18 protein-coding genes are annotated in these 18,972 nt (G+C 72.7%); 5 read left to right on the top strand and 13 right to left on the bottom strand.

Annotation, left to right across the window (positions count from 1 at the left end; all coding sequences use genetic code 11):
* The first annotated feature begins 47 nt into the window (after nucleotides 1–47).
* Nucleotides 48–614, top strand: a complete 567-nt coding sequence (locus tag ACIQMJ_RS28955) for a TetR/AcrR family transcriptional regulator (protein ID WP_499764167.1) — start codon at nucleotides 48–50, stop codon at nucleotides 612–614.
* On the opposite strand, the gene ACIQMJ_RS28960 is transcribed toward ACIQMJ_RS28955, so the two are convergent.
* Nucleotides 604–2,049: an aldehyde dehydrogenase family protein gene (locus tag ACIQMJ_RS28960; protein ID WP_499764168.1), complete on the bottom strand. Its 1,446-nt coding sequence runs from the start codon at nucleotides 2,047–2,049 to the stop codon at nucleotides 604–606. The genes ACIQMJ_RS28955 and ACIQMJ_RS28960 overlap by 11 nt on opposite strands.
* A gap of 106 nt (nucleotides 2,050–2,155) precedes the next feature.
* A complete protein-coding gene (locus tag ACIQMJ_RS28965) occupies nucleotides 2,156–2,884 on the bottom strand; it encodes a phosphotransferase enzyme family protein (protein ID WP_499764169.1) in 729 nt (242 codons plus the stop codon).
* Between the two features lie 51 nt (nucleotides 2,885–2,935).
* Between ACIQMJ_RS28965 and guaA the strand changes: the two genes are divergently transcribed.
* Entirely contained in the window at nucleotides 2,936–4,495 is a 1,560-nt protein-coding gene (guaA, locus tag ACIQMJ_RS28970) for a glutamine-hydrolyzing GMP synthase (protein ID WP_499764170.1), read from the top strand.
* 61 nt (nucleotides 4,496–4,556) lie between these two features.
* On the opposite strand, the gene ACIQMJ_RS28975 is transcribed toward guaA, so the two are convergent.
* Both ACIQMJ_RS28975 and ACIQMJ_RS28980 read right to left on the bottom strand, forming a co-directional pair.
* Entirely contained in the window at nucleotides 4,557–4,760 is a 204-nt protein-coding gene (locus ACIQMJ_RS28975; protein ID WP_077010043.1) for a hypothetical protein, read from the bottom strand.
* Nucleotides 4,753–6,000, bottom strand: a complete 1,248-nt coding sequence (locus ACIQMJ_RS28980; protein WP_499764171.1) for a PspC domain-containing protein — start codon at nucleotides 5,998–6,000, stop codon at nucleotides 4,753–4,755. Before ACIQMJ_RS28980 ends, ACIQMJ_RS28975 begins: the two co-directional genes overlap by 8 nt.
* A gap of 111 nt (nucleotides 6,001–6,111) precedes the next feature.
* On the opposite strand from ACIQMJ_RS28980, the gene ACIQMJ_RS28985 reads away from it, so the two are divergent.
* Both ACIQMJ_RS28985 and ACIQMJ_RS28990 read left to right on the top strand, forming a co-directional pair.
* Nucleotides 6,112–7,353, top strand: coding sequence for an ATP-binding protein (locus ACIQMJ_RS28985; protein WP_499764172.1), 1,242 nt, complete (start codon nucleotides 6,112–6,114; stop codon nucleotides 7,351–7,353).
* Nucleotides 7,350–8,000, top strand: coding sequence for a response regulator (locus ACIQMJ_RS28990; protein WP_396537777.1), 651 nt, complete (start codon nucleotides 7,350–7,352; stop codon nucleotides 7,998–8,000). Before ACIQMJ_RS28985 ends, ACIQMJ_RS28990 begins: the two co-directional genes overlap by 4 nt.
* 7 nt (nucleotides 8,001–8,007) lie before the next feature.
* Here ACIQMJ_RS28990 and ACIQMJ_RS28995 read toward each other — a convergent pair whose 3' ends face one another.
* From ACIQMJ_RS28995 to ACIQMJ_RS29005, 3 genes are all read right to left on the bottom strand, one after another.
* Nucleotides 8,008–9,516, bottom strand: coding sequence for a serine/threonine-protein kinase (locus tag ACIQMJ_RS28995; RefSeq protein WP_499764173.1), 1,509 nt, complete (start codon nucleotides 9,514–9,516; stop codon nucleotides 8,008–8,010).
* A gap of 35 nt (nucleotides 9,517–9,551) precedes the next feature.
* Nucleotides 9,552–9,962, bottom strand: coding sequence for an SsgA family sporulation/cell division regulator (locus ACIQMJ_RS29000; RefSeq protein WP_053721570.1), 411 nt, complete (start codon nucleotides 9,960–9,962; stop codon nucleotides 9,552–9,554).
* Nucleotides 9,963–10,156: 194 nt separating this feature from the next.
* The gene (locus tag ACIQMJ_RS29005; RefSeq protein WP_499764174.1) at nucleotides 10,157–11,116 is read right to left on the bottom strand and encodes a DMT family transporter; all 960 of its coding nucleotides are present in this window, start codon (nucleotides 11,114–11,116) and stop codon (nucleotides 10,157–10,159) included.
* Nucleotides 11,117–11,191: 75 nt separating this feature from the next.
* Between ACIQMJ_RS29005 and ACIQMJ_RS29010 the strand changes: the two genes are divergently transcribed.
* On the top strand, nucleotides 11,192–12,085 hold the full coding sequence (locus ACIQMJ_RS29010) for a LysR family transcriptional regulator (protein WP_499764175.1): 894 nt from the start codon (nucleotides 11,192–11,194) through the stop codon (nucleotides 12,083–12,085).
* 1 nt (nucleotide 12,086) lies between these two features.
* Here the strand turns inward: ACIQMJ_RS29010 and ACIQMJ_RS29015 are convergent, their stop codons facing one another.
* The 6 genes from ACIQMJ_RS29015 to ACIQMJ_RS29040 all read right to left on the bottom strand — a co-directional run bounded on the left by ACIQMJ_RS29015 (nucleotide 12,087) and on the right by ACIQMJ_RS29040 (nucleotide 18,969).
* Nucleotides 12,087–13,697 (bottom strand): serine/threonine-protein kinase, encoded by a 1,611-nt coding sequence (locus ACIQMJ_RS29015; protein WP_499764176.1) that lies wholly within the window; start codon nucleotides 13,695–13,697, stop codon nucleotides 12,087–12,089.
* Between the two features lie 108 nt (nucleotides 13,698–13,805).
* Nucleotides 13,806–15,152, bottom strand: coding sequence for a serine/threonine-protein kinase (locus ACIQMJ_RS29020; RefSeq protein ID WP_499764177.1), 1,347 nt, complete (start codon nucleotides 15,150–15,152; stop codon nucleotides 13,806–13,808).
* Nucleotides 15,153–15,519: 367 nt separating this feature from the next.
* A complete protein-coding gene (locus tag ACIQMJ_RS29025; RefSeq protein ID WP_499764178.1) occupies nucleotides 15,520–16,458 on the bottom strand; it encodes a hypothetical protein in 939 nt (312 codons plus the stop codon).
* 157 nt (nucleotides 16,459–16,615) lie between these two features.
* Nucleotides 16,616–17,398, bottom strand: coding sequence for a hypothetical protein (locus tag ACIQMJ_RS29030; RefSeq protein WP_499764179.1), 783 nt, complete (start codon nucleotides 17,396–17,398; stop codon nucleotides 16,616–16,618).
* Nucleotides 17,399–17,560: 162 nt separating this feature from the next.
* The gene (locus tag ACIQMJ_RS29035; protein ID WP_499764180.1) at nucleotides 17,561–18,442 is read right to left on the bottom strand and encodes a hypothetical protein; all 882 of its coding nucleotides are present in this window, start codon (nucleotides 18,440–18,442) and stop codon (nucleotides 17,561–17,563) included.
* Between the two features lie 212 nt (nucleotides 18,443–18,654).
* Nucleotides 18,655–18,969 carry a hypothetical protein gene (locus ACIQMJ_RS29040; protein WP_499764181.1) on the bottom strand — a complete coding sequence of 105 codons (315 nt, stop codon included), beginning with the start codon at nucleotides 18,967–18,969 and terminating at the stop codon, nucleotides 18,655–18,657.
* Nucleotides 18,970–18,972: the final 3 nt, after the last annotated feature.

The following is an 18,972-nucleotide window of genomic DNA, read 5'->3' on the forward strand; positions in this document are numbered from 1 at the left end:
CAGTATCGCGGATCCGGCGACCCGTCCCATGGCGGAGAATGAACGACATGACGAGACCGGCCGAGACGAGGCAGCGGATCATCGCGGCCGTGCTGCGGATCATCGGTGACGACGGGGTCGCGGGCGTGACCAACCGGCGCATCGCGCAGGAGGCGGGCGTCTCGCTCGGCTCCGTCACCTACCACTTCGCCACCCAGCAGGACCTGCTGCGCGAGAGCCTGCGCCACTTCGTCACCGAGGAGACGAAGCGCTTCGGCGAGCTGGCGACCGAGAACAAGGCCGCCTGCGCCGACCTCGACCAGGTCGTCGACATCGTCGGCCAGGTGGCCGAGGCCACCGGCACCGACAGCGAGCGCATCGCGCCCTACGAGCTGTACCTGCACGCGGGCCGCGACCCGGAGCTGCGCGCCGCCGCCGCCGAGTGCTTCGCCGCCTACGACAAGCTCGCCGAGACCGTGCTGGCCTCGATCGGCGTGAAGGACGCCGACCAGGTCGCGGGCGCCGTCGTCGGCATGGTCATGGGCCTCAAGCTGCGGGCCCTGGCCACCGGCTGCGGCACGGACGACCTGGTCAACGGCCTGCTGATGCTCGCCAAGGGCGCGCTCAGAGAGTGATGCCGGTGAGCACCATCGTGCGCTCCTCGGTGAAGTCCTCCATCGCCGACCGCACGCCCTCGCGCCCGGTGCCCGACCCCTTCACCCCGCCGTACGGCATCTGGTCGGCCCGGTAGGACGGCACGTCGCCGATGATCACCCCGCCGACCTCCAGCTCCGCCGCCGCCGCGAACGCCACCGTCACGTCCTTGGTGAACACGCCCGCCTGCAACCCGTAGTCCGTCGCGTTGGCCTGCTCGAACGCCTCGTCCACCGAGTCCACCACAGCCACCGCCAGCACCGGCCCGAACACCTCCTGGTGCCACAACCTGGCCTCCACCGGCACGTCCTGCACCACGGTCGGCTCCACCGAGGTCCCCGACCGCCCACCGCCGACGTGCAGCACCGCCCCGCCGGCCACGGCCTCCTCGACCCACTCCTCGACCCGCCGGGCGTTGTCCTCGTCGATCAACGGCCCGACCTCGACCTCCGGGTCGTGCGGGTCACCGGTCTTCAACCCCCGGACCGCCTCCACCAACTTCGGCACGAACTCCGCGGCCACGTCGCGGTGCACCAGCACCCGCTGCACCGCGATGCACGACTGGCCGCCCTGGTAATTGCCGAACGTCGCGATCCTCCGCGCCGCGAAATCCAGGTCGGTCCAATCCGGGCACACGATCGCCGCCGAGTTCGAGCCCAACTCCATCACCACGTGCTTGCGCGGGGCCGAATCCATCAACGACCACCCGACACCCGTCGACCCGGTGAACGAGATGACCGGCAACCGCTCGTCCGTCACCAGGCTCTTCATGTCCGAGCCGCGCACCGGCAGCACGGAGAACGCCCCTTCGGGCAAATCCGTCTCGGCCAACAACTCGCCCAGCAACAACGCCGACAACGGGGTCGCCGACGCAGGCTTCACGATGACCGGAGCCCCGACCGCCAACGCCGGCGCCACCTTGTGCGCCACCAGGTTCAACGGGAAGTTGAACGGCGCCACCGCCAGCACGGGCCCCCGCGGCACCCGCCGCACCACCGCCATCCGCCCCTCGCCGTTGGGGTCGGTGTCCAACCGCTGCACGTCGCCGCTGAACCGCCGCGCCTCCTCCGCCGCGAACCGGAACGTGCTCACCGCCCGCCGGACCTCGATCTCGGCCCACTTCAGCGGCTTGCCGTTCTCCGCCGTGATCGTCTCCGCGATCTCCTCGGCCCGCTCCACCAGGGCCTCCGACACCTGCGACAACGCCTTCGCCCGGACGTGCGCGGGCGTCCGCCTGAACTCCTTGGCGACCGCCGCCGCTGCCGCCACGGCCCGCTCCACCTGCTCCGGCCCGGGCACCGCCACCGACGCCACCTCCGTCCCGTCGAACGGGTGGTGCACCGCGATGGCTGAAACGCCCTGCTCAGCGCGTCCAGCAATCCAACAGGGCCGTGGCTGAGGCGTAAACGCGTCCATGCCGCAACCGTAGGGCCGGGCCACCGACCCCACAACGCGCCACCGGTCCCCGGCGGTCCGGGAACCACTCGACCCATCTCATTCGACGGCGAACGCCGACAACGCCCTACATGTCCGAGAAATGCTCCCGCACGTACTCGATGTGCCCCGAGTAGTAATCGTCGTGACCCTCTTCCCGCTGCCGCCGGAACTCGGGTCGCTCCCGGATCATCGCCACCATGTCGTCCAGCCGGGCCAGCACCCGTCGCCCCATCCCGCGCACCGGCAACCCGTAGGTCTCGCAGAACAGCGCCGCCCGCCGCCGCTGGTCCTCGACCTCGCCGAACTCCGGCGAGAACGGCACCAGGCAGTACGCCGTGTATGCCACGTCCCACCACCGCGGCCCCGGCCGGGCACCGTCGAAGTCGAACACCCCGACCGGCAGCCCGTCCCGGAACACCATGTTGTACGGCGCGAGGTCGTTGTGGCAGATCACCTCGACGGGTGACATCGCCGGGAACTGCCACCCCTCCGACCACGCCCCGTCCCGCACCAGCTCCACCGACGCGTCGTGCAACCGCCGCACCATCCGCGCCACCGCCACGAGCACCTCGTCCGACCGCAACCGCGGCGCCAGCGGCGGGTGGCCGACCTCACCCTCCAGGTACGACAGCACCTCCCGGCGCCGCCCGCCCGACTCGTCGATGCCGTGCACCACCGGCGAAATGCCAAGCGGGGCAAGGTGTTCGAGCAGCCGGTGCACGGTGGGCGTCCACGGCCCGACCGGTCGCAGGACCGTCGACCCGACCCGCACGACTTCGTTGAGCCCGCCTCCGGTGAGCACTTCCTCCCGCATGCATGACATCCTTCACCTGCGCGGATCCGCCAGACGAGAGGTTTTTCCCCAGTGGCCGAGAGCAGCAACCGCCCTGTGCTGGTAGTCGACTTCGGCGCGCAGTACGCGCAGCTGATCGCCCGGCGAGTCCGGGAGGCGCAGGTCTACTCGGAAGTCGTCCCGCACACCACACCCGTGGCGGAGCTGCTGGAGCGCGACCCGGCCGCCATCGTGCTGTCCGGCGGCCCGTCGAGCGTCTACGAGCCGGGCGCGCCGCAGGTCGACCCGAAGCTGTTCGAGATGAACGTCCCGGTCTTCGGCATCTGCTACGGCTTCCAGGCCATGGCGGGCGCGCTCGGCGGCACGGTCGAGCACACCGGCACCCGCGAGTACGGCCGCACCGAGCTGGGCGTCCAGCACACCGGCGGCCTGCTGCACGAGGAGCTGCCCGCCAACCACCCGGTGTGGATGAGCCACGGCGACTGCGTCACCAAGGCCCCCGAGGGCTTCACGGTGACCGCGACCAGCGAAGGCGCGCCGGTCGCCGCGTTCGAGGACACCGAGCGCCGCTTCGCGGGCGTGCAGTACCACCCCGAGGTCGGCCACTCGCCGCACGGCCAGGAGGTGCTGCGCCGGTTCCTGCACGAGATCGCGGGCATCCGGCCGCAGTGGACGACGTCCTCGATCGTGGACGAGCAGGTGGCGCGCATCCGCGAGCAGGTCGGCGACGGCAAGGCCATCTGCGCCCTGTCCGGCGGCGTCGACTCGGCGGTGGCCGCCGCGCTCGTCCAGCGCGCCATCGGTGACCGGCTGACCTGCGTCTTCGTCGACCACGGCCTGCTGCGGGCGGGGGAGCGCACCCAGGTCGAGCGCGACTTCGTGGCCGCGACCGGCGTCAACCTGATCACCGTCGACGCCCGCGAGCGGTTCCTCGACGCGCTCAAGGGCGTCACCGACCCGGAGCAGAAGCGCAAGATCATCGGCCGGGAGTTCATCCGCGTCTTCGAGCAGGCCGAGCGCGACCTCAAGGCCGAGGGCGACTACGGGTTCCTGGTCCAGGGCACGCTCTACCCGGACGTGGTCGAGTCCGGCGGCGGCGCGGGCGCGGCGAACATCAAGAGCCACCACAACGTCGGCGGTCTCCCGGACGACCTCCAGTTCGCCCTGGTCGAGCCGCTGCGCGCGTTGTTCAAGGACGAGGTGCGCCGGGTCGGCACCGAGCTGGGCCTGCCGGAGACGATCGTGCAGCGCCAGCCGTTCCCCGGCCCCGGCCTGGGCATCCGGATCATCGGCGAGGTCACCCAGGAGCGCCTGGACGTCCTGCGCAAGGCCGACGCGATCGCCCGCGAGGAGCTGACCGCCGCGGGCCTCGACCGCCAGATCTGGCAGTGCCCGGTGGTCCTGCTGGCCGACGTGCGCAGCGTGGGCGTGCAGGGCGACGGCCGCACCTACGGTCACCCGATCGTGTTGCGCCCGGTGTCCAGCGAGGACGCCATGACCGCCGACTGGACCCGCCTGCCGTACGAGGTGCTGGAGCGCATCTCGACCCGCATCACCAACGAGGTGGCCGAGGTCAACCGCGTGGTCCTGGACGTGACGAGCAAGCCGCCGGGCACCATCGAGTGGGAGTAGCGGAAAGGGCCCGTCCTCCCCAGGACGGGCCCTTTCCTCGTTCCCCCGGCTTTCCCCCGGCTCAGCGCCGCCGACGGGCCGAGCCCGCCAGCAACCCCAGCCCGATCACCATCGCCCCTCCGGCCAACGCCCACCTCAGGTCGAGGAAGTCGGGCCAGGACGCGCCGTCGGAGAGCATGTAGGCGGCTGCCACCAGGGCCGCGACCCCGAACACCAGCCCCACCACGTCGACCCCGCGCTTCTCGACCGAATCCTGGTCAGCCACGACTCACCTCCACCTCTCCGAGATCCGTGCGCACGTCCAGCACGATCGTCAACCCGCCAGGCCCGTCGGTCCCGTAGTCGGTGACCTCCTCGTGCCTGCCCTCACCGTCGGACTCGCGGCCGAGGCAGCGCACCGAACCCAGGTCGGTCCGGCAGTTCACCGTCACGTCCGCCTCCGCGGGCACCCTGACCCGCGCGCTGCCCAACCCGACCTCGACCCCCGTGGTCACGGACCCGCTGCTCGGCAACGCGGTCAGGTCGAGCTCGACCTCGCCCACGCTCGCCGTGTACCGGTCGTCCACCTCGGCCACCGCGGTCGGCCTCTCCCGCGTGCTGCCCATCTGCTTGGCGTCCACGTCGAAGTCCACCGACGTCAGCACCACGCCCACCACCGACAGCGGCACCACGAGCCAGATCAGCCCGCGCCCGCCGTTGCCGCGCAGCGCGCCGAGCACCATCCCCGCGCCCAGCACCGCCACCAGCAGCCCCAGCACGTGCTGGGCCTGGAACCAGTCCGAGTAGGACGACGCCACCAGCGACCCCGCCAGCACCACCAGCGCCGCGCCGAACGTCGCCGGCCCGACCCGCGACCGGGGCCGCCGCGCCACCACCGGCGCGGGCGAGGCCGCCACCGGCTCCGGCGGACCACCCGGCTCGGGCAGGTCCCACGCGAACGGTGCCGCGCCCAGCGGGTCCCACGCCGGCGGCGTCACGCGCTCGGTCGTCTGCTCCTCCGTCGACACCCTGCCCCCTGCACCGTCACCGACACCGACGCCTTGCCCCGCGCCGAAGGCCACCGCGGACTCCGGCCGGTTGAGCTGCCCGCGACCGCGGTGCAGCAGGTAGATCGCGCCCACGGACAGCAGCACGCCGCCGACCATGGTGAAACCACCGTCCACGAAGAACCCGGTCGCGGGCACCACCGCGAGCCCGAGCAGCACCGTCAACGCCGTCGGCGTCGAGCTGCGCCCACGCCCGAGCAGCGCCTCCGCGGCCGACACCTCGTCGTCCGCCTGCGCCAGCAACAACCAGCCGAGCAGGTAGATGAGCACCCCGGCGCCGTTGCACAGCGCCATGGCCACGAACGCCACCCGGACGATCACCGGGTCGATCTGGTACCGCTGGGCGATACCGGCGGCGACTCCGGCGATCTTGCGACCGTCGTGGGGCCGCCTGGGCCGCGTGGCCCAGAAGTCCTTCAGCGTCTCTTCGACGCCGGCTGCGCTGATGCTCCCGCTCACGACGACAAGCTTGCGTCCCCGACCGGCCCGCGCACATCGGGGACCCACCCTGAACCGGGCATCGGGTGGAACCCTGATGACCGGCCCGGACCCGCGTGTGACCATCACAGGGTGAGCGTGGAGACGAAGACCGCCGTCGAGCCGGTGCGCCGCAGGCGAACCGGCCGGGTGGTCGCGGGCGTGGCCGGCGGTGTCGCCGACCACCTCGGCATCGAGGTGTTCTGGGTGCGGGCGGCGTTCGCCGCGCTGACCGCGCTCAACGGCGTCGGCGTGATCGCGTACGGGCTGCTGTGGCTGTTCGTGCCCCAGCGGGCCGCCGGCGAGCCGGAGGAGGCCCCGAACCCGAGGGAGCGCCAGCAGGCGCTGGGCCTGGTCGCCCTGGGCATCGGCGCGGCCGTGCTCGCCGGCCTGTTCTCCGGTCCGCTCAGCGGCTGGATCGCCGGACCGCTGGCCGTCGCCCTGGTCGGCGCGGCCGTGGTGTGGCGGGAGGCCGACGAAGCGCAACGCCGCCGGTGGCGGGACGGCGCGAAGTCCGGGATCCTCGGCGGCACGGGCCGCAGCACGATCGTGCGGGTCATGGCGGGCGTGGCGCTGGTCGCCATCGGCATCGGCGTGCTGCTGGTCAACAGCTACGGCATCGACCAGCTCCGGTTCGCGCTGCTGGCCGTGGTCGCGACGCTGGGTGGGGTGGCGGTGCTCACCGTGCCGCTGTGGATCAAGCTGATCAACGACCTGGGCGAGGAGCGCCGGGTCCGCATCCGCACCGAGGAGCGCGCCGAGATCGCCGCCCACCTGCACGACTCCGTGCTGCAGACGCTCGCCCTGATCCAGAAGCAGGCCGAGCAGCCGCGCGAGGTCAAGCGCCTGGCCCGCGGCCAGGAGCGGCAGCTGCGCGAGTGGCTGTACGGGCGGATCGTGGAGGACAACGACCAGCCGACCACCATGTCCGCCGCGATCGCCAAGGCGGCGGGCGAGGTGGAGGACAGCTTCGCGCTGGCCGTGCAGCAGGTCGTGGTCGGCGACTGCCACCTGGACCCGAACCTGTACGCGCTGGTGCAGGCCGCCCGCGAGGCGATGGTCAACGCGGCCAAGCACGCGGGCGTGGCCGAGATCAGCGTGTACGGCGAGGTCGAGCCGGAACGCGTCACCGTGTTCGTCCGCGACCGGGGCAAGGGCTTCGACCCGAAGACCGTGCCGGAGGACCGGCATGGCCTCGCGGACTCGATCGGGGGGAGGATGGACCGGCACGGCGGCGAGGTCCGGATCCGCACCCGCGTGGGTGAGGGCACGGAGGTGCAGCTGATGATGCCGAGGAAGACCGCAGACAAGAGAGAGACGGGGGCCAGGACATGACCGTTCGGGTGTTCCTGGTGGACGACCACGCGTTGTTCCGCGCCGGGGTGCGGGCCGAGCTGGACTCGATCACCGACGAGATCGACGTGGTCGGCGAGGCCGGTTCGGTCGGCGAGGCGGTGGCGGGCATCGGGCACCACCGCCCGGACGTGGTGCTGCTGGACGTGCACATGCCCGACGGCGGTGGCGCGGAGGTGCTGCGGCAGGTGCGCACCGCGCTGCCCGAGGTGGTGTTCCTGGCGCTGTCGGTGTCGGACGCGGCCGAGGACGTCATCGCGGTCATCCGCGCCGGCGCGCGCGGGTACGTGACGAAGACCATCTCCAGCCAGGAGCTGGTGCGCGCGGTCGTGCGCGTCTCGGAGGGCGACGCGGTGTTCAGCCCGCGGCTGGCCGGGTTCGTGCTGGACGCGTTCGCCGACCGGCCGGGCGCGGCGCCGATCAGCGACCCCGAGCTGGACCTGCTGACCCCGCGCGAGCGGGACGTGCTGCGGCTGCTGGCGCGCGGGTACGCGTACAAGGAGATCGCGTCGGAGCTGTTCATCTCGGTGAAGACGGTCGAGACGCACGTGTCGAGCGTGCTGCGCAAGACGCAGCTGTCGAACCGCTACGAGCTGTCGCGCTGGGCGTCGGACCGCCGCCTGGTGTGACGCGGGACTAGGTGAGCTGCTCGGAGGAGCTGATCCGCAGCCGGCCGTCGACCGCCTCGACGACGAGCTGGTAGGAGCCCGCGACCTCCGCCGCGCCGCGCACGAACGTCACCCGGACCCGGACGATGAACCGGCTCGGCTGGTCCTGCCACGCCTCGAACTGGTCCGTGCGCACGTCCTGGTACTGGCGCCAGAAGCCCTGGTACTCGTCGAACGGCTGCCGGAACGACGGGGTGAGGTTCTCGTAGGCGACCGGTGTGTTCTCCGGGAGCTGCTCGTAGTGCTCCCGCACCAACCCCATGGCGTCGGTCGTCGTGAAGTCGGGCGACCGCTCGCCGAACAACGCGGCGAACGCGACGGCCCCGGCGCCGAGCAGCAGCACGACGGCCGCCACCACCGGTGCGAGCCACCGCTTGCGCTTCCCACCGTCGACCGCGCCCGACCCGACCGGCGCTTCCGACCCGGCCGACTCTGCCGCCTCCGCGGGCTCCACCGACTCGACCGGCTCCACCGGCTCCACCGACCGGCCCCGCTTGCCCGGCCGCACCGGCTTCACCGACTCGGCCGGTTCCACCGACTCGGCGGACCCCGCCGGCTCGGGGGACACGGCTGCCTCGGCGGACTTCGGCGACCCGACCGCCCGCACGGGCGTGACCGGCGTCCTCGACTCGACCGACGGGCGGGTGTCGACCCCGGGCCCCACCTCGGCCAGCAGCTCGACCGCTTCCGCCGCTGAGGGCCGCTCAGCCGGGTCGGCGGCGAGGAGGCGCAGCAGCACCCCCGTCAACGCCCCGGAACGCCTGGGCGGCTCGATCCGCCCCGCCGCGGCCCGGTACAGCAGCCCGAAGCTGTTGTCGCTCACCCCGTGCGGCGACTGCCCCTCGGTCGCCGCGTACAGCGTCGCCCCCAGCGAGAACACGTCCGAAGCCGGTGACGGCTGCTCACCCCGCGCCACCTCGGGCGCCAGGTACGCCGGGGTGCCGGTGATCATGCCGCTGTCGGTCAGCGTGCCGTCCCCCGCGGCCCGCGAGATCCCGAAATCGGTGAGCTTGACCCTGCCGTCGTGCCCGATGAGCACGTTGGACGGCTTCACGTCCCGGTGCACGATGCCCGCCTCGTGCGCCGCGGCCAGCGCGGACGCCACCCGGCCGCCGATCCTGGCCGCCTCGTCGGGGCCCAGCCCGCCCCGCTCGGCGAGCAACCCGGCCAGGCTGCGCGCGGGCAGGTACTCCATGACCAGCCAAGGCCGGTCGTCCTCGACCACCACGTCGAACACGGAGATCGCGTCGGGGTGCTGCAGTCGCGCCGCGTTGCGCGCCTCGCGCATCGCCCGCGCCGTGGCCACCTCGGCCGTCAGGTCGGGCCACCGGAGCTGCTTCACCGCCACCTCGCGGCCCAGCAGCTCGTCCCGCGCCCGCCAGACGACGCCCATCGCGCCGCTGCCGACCCGCTCGACCAGCGCGTACCGGCCGCCGACCGTCCCCGCTCCCGCCCCTGTCCCCCCGGACTCCGCCACGCCAGCAGGTTAGGCGATGGCGTGGGTCGGAACGGTCAGTTGGTCGAGACCAGCTTGGCCAGTTCGCGGTCGAAGTCGATCCACAGGTCCTCCTCGCCGGGCTGGACCACGTCGTAGGTGAGGTCCAGGAACTCGGCGATGTCCTCGGCGTCGGCGGACAGGATGGCGAAGCCGGTGGGCGCGTTCAGCTCCACCAGGACCCGCTCCGGGTCGTCGGCCGCCGGCCGGACCAGGATGTCGCCCTCGCCGGACGAGGTCAGCAGGCCGTCCGCGAGCAGGTCGCGGGCGAAGATCCACTCGACCTTGCCCTGGCCGGTGTGGAACAGCACGGCTACCGCGTACGGGTCCTCCGGCTCGTAGTGGAGTTCGGCCTCCACCGGCGCCGGGGCCACGCCCGGGACGAGGAGGTGGAACGTCGTCGTGATGGTGATGCTGTCGTTGCTCATGCCTGTGGGTTCCCTTCCGGAGTCGTCCCTCTCATGTGAGGAGACGTCCGAGAGGGCGAATCGGGACGTGGTTCGCGTGAACACCACGCGATCGGGGGAGACCTGCGTCTCAAGTCCACCCGTTTGCCCAGGACAGCTGTCTCAGTTGGCCGCGGAGCCCGCCGTACCGATGAGTAACCCTGCGTTATCGCAGGTCACTTGAGCGTAGTCACCTTTTCGGTCGCCGGCTCGGTGACCGGTTCGGCGGCCGGTTCCGCGACCACCGGGACGATCGCCACCGCGGGCTGCTTGCGGGTCAGCGCGACGCCGACGAGCACCACGACCATGCCCAGCACGACGCGGAGGTTGAGCGCCTCGCCGAGGAACAGCGCGCCCAGCAGCACCGACACCACGGGCAGCAGGTAGCCGACCATCGTGGCGTTCGTCGCGCCCTCGTCCTCGATGACGCGGTAGTTCAGCACGAACGCGACGCCCGTCCCGAACACGCCCAGGATCGCCACCGCGACCAGCGGCGGCCAGGACAGGTGCACCGGCTGCAACCCGGCCACCGGCACCACCACGGCCGTCATGCCCGCCGCGGCCACCAGCTGCGTCGAGGAGATCTGCATCGGGGTCAGGCCGCGCCCGGACACCTTGTGGCCGATGTAGGCGTAGCTGACCGCGTAGGAGGCCGCGGCGGCCAGGCACGCCAGCGCGCCCCAGCTCGCCAGCCCGGCCTTCTGCCACGGCGCGAAGATGAGCAGCACGCCCGCGAAGCCGAGCCCGAGGCCCGCGAACCGGGCCGGGTTGCGCTGCCGCTCGGTGCCCAGGGCCAGCCCGATCCCCAGCGCCCACAGCGGGGTGGTGGCGTTCAGCACGCCCGCCACACCCGAGTCCACCGTCTGCTCGCCCAGCGCGAACAGCGCGAACGGCACCGCGCTGCCGAAGAGCGCGGCGAAGCTCAGGTGCAGCCACGACGTCCGGTCCCGCGGCAGCCGCTGCTTGTTCCAGTAGACCAGCGCGACCAGCACCGCCGCGCCGAGCGCGGTGCGGGTGAGCGTGATCTGGACCGGCGAGAGGCCGGTCAGGGCGATCTTGATCCACAGGAAGCTGGAGCCCCAGAGCAGGGCCAGGACACCCATCCTGATCAGCGTGCCAGGCTTGTTCACGGCCATACTGTGCGCGACGCGAAGTATCAGCACAAGTGAATAGAACTGCACGACGCTTAAGCAGGGCTGTACGGTTGGCTCATGTTGGACGTGCGACGCATGCAGGTGCTCCGGGCCGTGGTCACCACCGGCTCCATCACCGCCGCGGCGGTGAACCTCGGGTACACGCCCTCGGCCGTCAGCCAGCAGGTCTCGGCCCTGGAGAAGCAGGCCGGCCTGCCCCTGCTGGACCGGGTCGGGCGCGGGGTGCGGCCCACGGTGGCGGGCAAGCTCCTCACCGAGCACGCCGCCCTCATCACCGACCGGCTGGTCGAGGCCGAGGCGGCGCTCGCCGACCTGCGCGCGGGCCGCACCGGGCGGCTGCGGGTGCGCTACTTCGCCACCGCGGGCGCGGCGCTCGTGCCGCCCGCCGTGGCCCTGTTCCGGGCCGCGCACGCCGACGTCCAGCTCGACCTCAAGCTGACCGAGCCGGACGACCCGATGGTCGAGGTCGAGGCGGGGCGCGCCGACATCGCCATCGTCGTGCACCACCGGGAGAGCGGAACGCCGCGCGGCGTGCACCTCGTGCACCTGCTCGACGACCCGTACCTGGCCGTGCTGCCGCGCGGGCACGAGCTGACCCGCAAGCGCGTGGTCGACCTCGCCGACCTGGCCGACGAGCAGTGGGTGGACGCCGTGACGCCGCCCGGACCGTGCCGCGACATCGTGCTCGACGCGTGCGCGGGCGCCGGGTTCGCGCCCCACGTCGTGGTGGAGGCCGACGACTACCCGACCGCGCAGGGTTTCGTCGCGGCCGGGCTCGGCGTGACCATCGTGCCCAAGCTCAGCCTGGGCGTGGTGCACCCCGGCGTGGTGATCCGCAAGCTGCGCCACCCCGAGCCGACCAGGACGATCTGCGCGGCGATCCGGGAGGACGGCGTCCGCTCACCCGCCGTGGCGAGCCTGCTGGACGCCCTCAAGGCATCGACCGGCTAGGTCAGGCTTTGCCCATCGGGTCTTCCTTGTCGATGAGCAGGTACTCGCCCTGCCACTCCAGGGCGACCAGCTTGCGCTCGCGGCTGACCGAGCCGTCCTTCATGGTGTAGGTGAGGACGACCTCGTACGCGTACGACGAGTTCTCCTTCATCTCGTCGAGGCTGACCGACTTCACCCTGGCCCACCAGGCCCGGTAGGTCTCCAGCCCGCCCGAGGTGCCCTTCATCTTCGCGCTCAGCCGGCTGAACCCGCCGTCCACGTCCTCCGGCATGGACGCGAAGTAGTCGCGGATCGCCTGTTGCTGCTGCTGCACCGTCGGCGACGTGGTGATCTTGAGCGGCGGGCCGACCGGCTTCTTCGACGGCGTCACCGACGCCTCGCCGCCCGCTTCCACCGCCGCGCTCGACGGGGGCGGGTCGGCCAGGTCGTCCTTGGTGTCGTCACCGTTGGACAGCACGCTCGCCAGCAGGATGCCGACCACCGCGGCGGCCGCGATGGCCAGCGCGGTGACCGCGGCGGACCGCTTGTTCCTCATCGGACCGCCGGCCGGTCTCGACGCGCCGAACGGGCGGGCGGGCGGCGGGGTGGCGCCCACCTGCCGCTGCGCGGCGGGCGGCGGGGTCGGCGCGGGGGCCACCCTCGTCGCGGAGTGCGGCGGGGTGCTCGACGCGACCTGCGGGTTCTGCTGGGCCGAGGGGGTCAGCGCCCGGGTCGGCTGGGCCTGCACGGGCGCGCCCTGCCACGACGGCGGGTGGGTCTGCGGCAGCGCCATCGGGAACTCCGGCGCGGCCCGACCGGCCGCCACCGCGGCCAGCGCCTCGCGGGCCTCGGCCATGGTGGGCCGGTCCTCCGGCTCGGCGCGCAGCAGGCGCATCAGCAGCGCGGTCAGCGGACCGGCCTGCTTCGGCGGCACCACCTTGCCCGACGCGACCTGGTGCAGCAGCGCGATGGTGTTCTCGTTGAGGCCGAACGGCGGCGCGCCCTCGATGGCCGCGTACAGCGTCGAGCCCAGCGAGAACACGTCCGACGGCGGGCCCGGGTCGTAGCCCTTGGCCACCTCGGGCGCGAGGTAGGCGGGCGTGCCCGCGAGCATCCCGGTCGCGGTGACCGTGACGTCGCCGGTGGCCCGGGAGATGCCGAAGTCGGTGATCTTCACCGTGCCCTCGTTGCCGAGCAGGATGTTGCCCGGCTTGATGTCGCGGTGCACGATCCCCGCGTTGTGCGCGGCGGCCAGCGCGGAGGCGACCTGCGAGCCGATCGACGCCACGTCGCGCGGCGGCAGCGTGCCCCGCTCGGACAGGGCCGTGGACAGGCTCTTGGACGGCAGGTACTCCATCACCAGCCAGGGCTGGCCGTCGTCCTCCGCCACGTCGTACACGGCGATCGCGTGCGGGTGCTGGAGGCGGGCCGCGATCCGGCCCTCGCGCATCGCGCGGCGCTTGGCCTCGTCCGTGTCGGACTCGGCCAAGCCGGGCTGGAGCAGGAGCTGCTTGACCGCGACCGTGCGGTGCAGTCGCTCGTCGTGCGCCTGCCAGACGATGCCCATCGCACCGCTGCCGATCCGCCGGCCAAGTCGGTAGCGGCCGGCAACCAGGCGGCCATCGTCGCTCACGGCGTGCTCCCAGTAGCTGCTAGGGCTTCATTCAGTGGCGAACGACAAGACGCCACTAGGACAAGAACGTTGCGTCACCCGAACGGGTTCGGCACCACCTTACGAGGTTCATGGGTTCGCTTGTGTGGCGGTGGTCGGCGCGGGTGTCGTGGTGGTCGTCGTCGGCTTCGCCGAACTCGGCGGCGCCTGGGTGGTGGTAGTGGTGGTCGTCGGCGGCGGCGGTGTGGTCGTCGTGGTGGTCGTGGTGGTCGTCGTCGTGGTCTGCTCGACCGTGACCGTCTGCGTCTCCACGGTGGTCGTCGGCGCCTGCGTCGTGGTCGTGGTGGTCGGCGCGACCGACGACGAGGTCGTGCTCATGGGCGGCGTGACCGGGTCCTTCCGGTCGAACCAGTCGAACGCGACCGCCATCGTGCCCAGCAGCAGCACGACCGCCAGCACCACCGCGGCGATCACCAGCGGCCGGTTGTTCGACCGCTGCGGCGGTGGCGCGGCGACCGGGGCGGCGCCGCCCGTCGACCGCGGACCGGGCCGCACCACGCGGGTGCGGTCGGCGTCCATCACCGCCGTGGCGCCCGCGGGCACCGGCGCGAACCCCGGCGAGCTGGCCGGCAGCAGGCCGGTCAGGCTGGGGTTGCGGCCGTGCGCGACCGCGCTGAGCATGTCGCGCGCCTGCGCCATGGTCGGCCGGTCGGCCGGGTCGTAGTTGAGCAGCCGCAGGAGCACGTCGGTCAGCGGGTGGTCGACCGTCGGCGGGTTGATCCGGCCCGCCGCGACGGCGTGCAGCACGCCCAGGGTGTTCTCCGACAGCCCGAACGGCGGCTCGCCCTCGGCCGCCGCGTACAGCGTCGAGCCGAGCGAGAACACGTCCGAGGCGGGTGTCGGGTCCTGGCCGCGCGCGATCTCCGGTGCCAGGTAGGCCGGGGTGCCCGCGATCAGGCCGGTCTTGGTGACCGTGACGTCGTCGCTGGCCCGCGAGATGCCGAAGTCGGTGATCTTGACCAGGCCGTTGTCGGCGAGCAGCACGTTGCCGGGCTTCACGTCGCGGTGCACGATCCCGGCGGCGTGCGCGGCGGCCAGCGCGGCGGCGGCCTGCATGCCGATCTGGGCCACCTCGACGGGGTCCAGCGGGCCGTGCTCGGCCATCGTGTCGGCCAGGCTGTAGGACGGCAGGTACTCCATGACCAGGCAGGGAGCGCCGTTCTCCTCCACCACGTCGTAGACGGCGATGGCGTTGGGGTGGTGCAGCTTGGCGGCGATGCGGCCCTCGCGCATGGCGCGCTGGATCGCCTCGTCCTGCTCGCGCTCGTCCAGGCTGGGGGCCAGCAGCAGCTGCTTGATCGCCACGATCCGGCCCAGCCGCTCGTCCTGGGCGCGCCACACGACGCCCATCGCGCCGCTGCCGATCCGGTCCAGGAACCGGTAGCGCTCGGCGATGACGCGACCGTCGTTGCTCACCGTTCCACCTCGCTGGGGCGCTGCGTGACCGCGGCAAGGGCTGCTGGTCTCACGCTCGGGCTCCTCGTCGTGCGGATCGGTGCGCGGAACAGGCTAGGCCACCGCTCGCCCGCAGAGCCTACCCCGGCCGTGACTACGCCTTTCGAGCCGTTGCGCAGGTCACGTGAGCCGAGGGGTGACCGGGAAGGGATACCGGATACCGGCGCGTAAGGACACCCGTTCGCACGAAGATCGCCGGTTTTGCGGCCGAACGGGCTAACTGTCTCGCCCGTCACCCGTTCGGATGATCCGCTAGAGGGGGACGGACAGCCCTCACCCGCCGCTCGGGCACGCCGGGCGGCGGGGTGGGTGGACGCCGGTGCGGGGGTCAGCCGGCCGGGGCGAAGAAGTCGAACCCGCCGAGGGGGTTCAGGATCCCGCCCAGGTCGAGGTCCAGGCCCAGGCCGAGGCCCGAGCCGTCGTCGGACGGCGGGGTGCTCGGGGTGGACGAGGACGGCGGAGTGGAGGACGACGGCGGAGTGGAGGACGACGGCGGAGTGGAGGACGACGGCGGCTGCGAGCTGTTGCTCGGCGGCGGCGGCGTCGTGGTGCTCGTGCTCGGCGACGGGGTCGTCGTCTGCTGGCTGCTGGAGCTCGGCGGCTGCGTCGTCGTGCTCGACGGGGTCTGCTGCTGCGCCTGCTGCTGGGTGGTGGTGGTCGTCTGCTGCTGCGTGACGGGCCGCGGCGCGCGCTGGGTCGTCGTCTCCGGCGTCTGCTCGGGCGTCGTGGTGGTGGTCTCGACCTGCGCCTGCTGGGCCTGCTGCTGGGCGGCGGCGGCGCCGAGGTCCTTGGTGAGCGTGTTGGTGGCGCGGGCCGCCGGGCGGGCGTCGAAGCGCACCTCCGCCAGCGGGCGCTCGTCCGGGGACGACATCAAGTTGGTCGCGGTGAACGCGACGGTGCCGGCGAGCACCACGCCGCCGCCCGCCATCGCGACGAGCTTCGGCACGGAGAACCCGCCGCGCTCCTCCTCACCGGCGCGCCCCTCGCGGCGCAGCAACTCGGTGACGTGCAGCTCGCGACCCGAGAGGTTGGTCGCACCCGCCGCGAGGGCGGCGGCCGAGAAGCGCACGGTCTCCTCGTCGTCGGTGTGCTCGGTGGCCCGGGCGCCGGGAGCGATCCGGTCGGCGGCCCGATCGGCGTTCGGCCGGCTGCCGGCGGTGATCCGCGGGATCGGCTGCGTCTCCGCCTCGCGCCTGGCGAGCAGGTCGGCCACCGACAGCTTGGCCGTCGAGCCATCCTGCCGACGGCGTTTGTCGTCGTTCGACACCGATGGACACCTTTCCCGGGAGTGCGTTGCGCTACTGACCGGGACCATGGATACCGAATCGTGACCGTCTTCGTAACCCCTTTGAGTGAAGTTTCCTACGGGATCAGGGGTCTTCTGAACGCTGGGTGAACAGTTCGTGCTTGATCACTACGGAGAGTCAGCGTTGTTGGGCCGATAGGATCTCGGTGGCCACGATGCGCGGGACGCTCGTGTCGGTCAACCGGAAAAGCTGCTCGACGCGCAGCCACCGGCCGGTGCGCTCCTGCATCGACACCACCGCGAGCACCGCGCCGTCCGGCCGCAGCGAGGTCGACTCGATCGTGATCGCCTGCACGTGACCCCACGACTCGACGAAGTCCCGCGCGCTGCCGCCGAGCAGCTCCGGCGACAGCAGCCGGGACGCCTCCGCGGGCTTGGCGGGCAGCAGCTCGAAGAACCGCCGCACGATGTCGACCTGCGGCTGCGGCCCGACGCTCACCTGCGGCGGCGGCACCATCACCGGCGACTCCGGCGGCACGTCGTTCGGCGGCGCGGCCTGCAGGGCCGCGACCGGCACGCGTTCGGGCCGCCCGCCGCCCAGTTCGGCCGACAGCAGGTCGGGCCGCAGCGCGGACGAGCCGGTGATCGACCCGGGCGGCTCCACCCGCGGCTGGGCGGGGCCGCCGGAGCGGTTGCCCGCCAGCACCGAGGCCGCCGCGATCGAGGCCAGCAGCACGATCGCCCCGGTGGCCACGCCGGCGAGCTTCGCCGCGCGGACGGGTCGTCGGGCGGACGGCACCGGGTCGCCCGGCACCGGCTGCGGCTCGGCGGCCGGACCGCGGGTGGTGGGCTGCTCGCGGGGCCGGGTCCGCACCGACGCGGGCTGCTTCCTGATCAGCTCCGCCACCGTGACCGAACCCGCGCGGTTGTGCCTGCGACCGCTCGTCGTAGGGCGCTGCACTGGCGACTCCCTCGGTCGTGTCGTCGCCGAAACTCGTACCGTGGTGGACCTGCGAGAAGCCAGCTCAGCGGGGGAGTTCACTCGTTCGTGGCGACCAGTGGTCGATCGCCGTAGCTCGAACGGGCGAAGGACTACGGAACGACGCCCACCCGGGGTGCGGGTTCAGGCCCCGGCGGCCCGCCGTTCACCGTCGATCAGCGGCGCGCCGCCGGTGGTGAACACCAGCTCGCGCCTCTCCGTGCTCCTGGACCCGTCCTTGCGGGTCACCTCCAGCGTGCTCACCGTGATGCCCCGGACCGCGTCCACGGTGATCTCGCGCACCTCGATCAGCGACACGTCGGCGAACTCCTCCGCCAGCAGCACCTCGCCGGCGAGCCGGAACGTGTCGGACACCAGCGTCAGCGCGCTGTCGGAGTTCACCGCGACCCCCTCGTAGAACAGCTCGGTGTTCTCCGCGATGGTCTCCGGGTCCACGATCGGCTGCGCGCCCGCGGGCACGGTGGTGACGTGCGCGGACGTGTCGGGGCCCGGCGCGGCTCCGGTGCGGTCCGCGCCGGAGCCGGGCGCGGCGCGCTCGCCGCTCGCGGGCACCAGGCCGTTCGCCAGGGCCTCGGCGGGCTGGCGGCGCGCCGTCGACGGCGGTGGCGGCGGGGGCGGGGTGGTGGGGAAGCCGCTCAGCAGCGGCACGTCGGTGGGGTAGCCGGGCAGCCCGATGCGCTCGGTCGGGCCGTTCGTGCCGACCAGGCTGGCCGCCGCGACGGCCAGGCCGACCAGCACGCCCGCCGACGACAGCACGGCGAACCAGGCGGCGAACCGCCACGTCCGGGGCGGCGTCACGGACGCGGGCACGAGCCCGATGTTGAACTTGCGCAGACCCATCGCGTCGGTGTCGACCAGCGGGTCCGGTGGTGGCGGGGGCGGCGCCGGTCGCGCCGGCGCGCGTTCGAGGGGGGTGTGGTCCAGCTCCCCGCCCATGGGCAGCCAGATCGCCGCCCCGTCCTCCAGCCGATGCCGACCCGACCGTTCCGGTTCCCCGATGTCCATGCTGTGCAGACCCCTCCCGCCCCCCGGCCTGACGGCCCTCGCGGTTTTTCACCCTGATGGGTCGAACTCACCTGGTGTGCTGACCGGTGGCGCGGGGAATTGGGGGTGGGACGCCGAGGACCCCGCCGCTACCTCAGGGTAGGTGCCGGGTGCACGTAGAGCTGCGCAGATCAGCCTTGTGGGGCTGATCGACACACGTAAGAGTGAATCCCTCAGCTCCCGCTGTTCAGCTTCTTCCTCGTGCCCTGGAGCGCGTTGGTGGCGGCCAGGCCGGCGCCGCCCGCGACGAGCGCGCCGATGATGTCGCCCGAGACGCTCGCGCCCGAGGTGATCAGCAGACCGACCAGCGCGATGATCGTCGTCACCCCGGCGAGGGTCCACCGGCTGCGCACGTACTGGGCGATGGGCGCGCCCGCGGCGCGCTTGGACTTGGCGGCGGAACCGAGCATCGCGAGGTACCCGTCGTGCGCCAGCGCGGCGAGCACACCCAGGATCGCGATGAGGCCCGTGATGAGACCGATGACCATGGC

Source organism: Actinosynnema sp. NPDC091369 (assembly GCF_044757065.1).
In the GTDB taxonomy this organism is placed as follows: Bacteria; Actinomycetota; Actinomycetes; order Mycobacteriales; family Pseudonocardiaceae; genus Actinosynnema.